At 70.1% G+C, this 1,533-nt stretch carries 1 protein-coding gene; it reads right to left on the reverse strand.

What is annotated here, in order from left to right; genetic code table 11:
* The coding region (locus ACSC1Q_RS42925; protein ID WP_436764502.1) for a PQQ-dependent sugar dehydrogenase at positions 1 to 1,533 on the reverse strand (1,533 nt) is incomplete at both ends.

A 1,533-nucleotide genomic window follows, 5' to 3' on the forward strand; every position in this document is an offset into this window, starting at 1 on the left:
AGCCGCCGAGTGTGACGTGCAGGATTCTCTCGTTGCTGTTGTTGGGGGTGCTGTCCTTGTCGCCGGTGTTGGAGGTGGTCAGCCACAGGCCGCCGTCCGGGGCGGGCTCCACGGTCCGCAGCCGGCCGTAGGTGCCGTTGAAGTACTCCTGCACGCTGGGCAGGCCGCTGCCGCTGATCGGCGAGCGGTACATCCGGGTGCCGCGCTGGCAGGCCACGTAGAGCACGTCACGCACGATGGCGATGCCCGAGCAGGAGCCGGCGGCGGTGGAGTAGGTGCGCTTGGGAGCGATGAACCCGGCGGTGCCGCAGGCGCCGCTGGTGCCCTCACACGCCGGCCAGCCGTAGTTGCCGCCCCTGGTGATGAGGTTGGTCTCGTCCATGACGCTGTTGCCGAACTCCTGCTGCCACAGCCGGCCCTGGGAGTCGAACGCGAGCCCCTGCGGGTTGCGGTGCCCGTAGCTCCACACCTGGTTGCCGAACGGGTTGTCCGACGGCACGCTGCCGTCCGGGTTGATCCGCAGGATCTTGCCGCTCAGGTTGGACGTGTTCTGCGCGTAGTCGCCGTTCTGCGCGTCGCCGGTGGCGACGTACAGCTTGCCGTCGGGGCCGAACCGCAGGCGGCCGCCGTTGTGGAACTTGTTGCGCAGGATCCCGCTGAGCAGGACCTGGGAGGTGGAGGTGTCGAGCCTGTCGTTCTCCAGCCTGATCCGCACGATCCGGTTGTCGGTCGGCGAGGTGTGCATGATGTAGACCCAGCGGTCGCTGGTGAAGGTGGGCGAGATCTCCAGGCCCATGAGGCCGCCCTCGCCATCGGTGCCGGCCACGTTCGGCACGGTGCCCACGGTCGTCTTCGCGCCGGTGGCGGGGTTGAGGCGGATGATGTCGTCGGCGTCGCGGCGGCCGTAGAGGATCGTGCCGTCGGGAAGCGTGACCAGGCCCCACGGGATGTCGGTGTCGGTCGCGACCTGCCGCACCGTGCACACCGGGTTGGCGCACGCCGCGCCGGTGGTCGCCGTCGCGGTGTTGCTGCGCGCCGAGACGTTGGCCTGCCCGTCACGGGCCACCACGTAGTACTGGTAGCTCGTGCTGCCCGCCAGCCCGCTGTCGACGAAGGTGGTGACCGGCGGGGTGCCGTTGACCGCGCCGACCCTGCTGCTACCGCGGTAGACGTCGTAGGCGCGGACCCCGACGTTGTCGGTCGAGGCGCTCCACCGCAGCGTCACCGTGGTTCCCGACGCGGAGGCGGTGAGCTGCGTCGGGGCGCTCGGCGCCTGGGTGTCGGCCTGGCACTGCGGCGGGGTGATCGTCACCGTGGTGCTCGCCTGCGAGACGTTGCCCGCGGCGTCGCGCGCGTTGACGTACAGGCCCCAGGTCGCCCCGGGGACCACGGTGAGGCCGGTGGACAGCGTGGTGCCGCTCACCGTCTTCATCTGCTGGCCGTCGTGGTAGATGTCGTAGAAGGCCACCCCCACGTTGTCCGTCGAGGCGTTCCACGCGAACGTCACCGTGTCGCACGTCAGGTTGCTCACCC

It is taken from the genome of Streptosporangium heterodermiicola, from assembly GCF_051390675.1.
In the GTDB taxonomy this organism is placed as follows: Bacteria; Actinomycetota; Actinomycetes; order Streptosporangiales; family Streptosporangiaceae; genus Streptosporangium.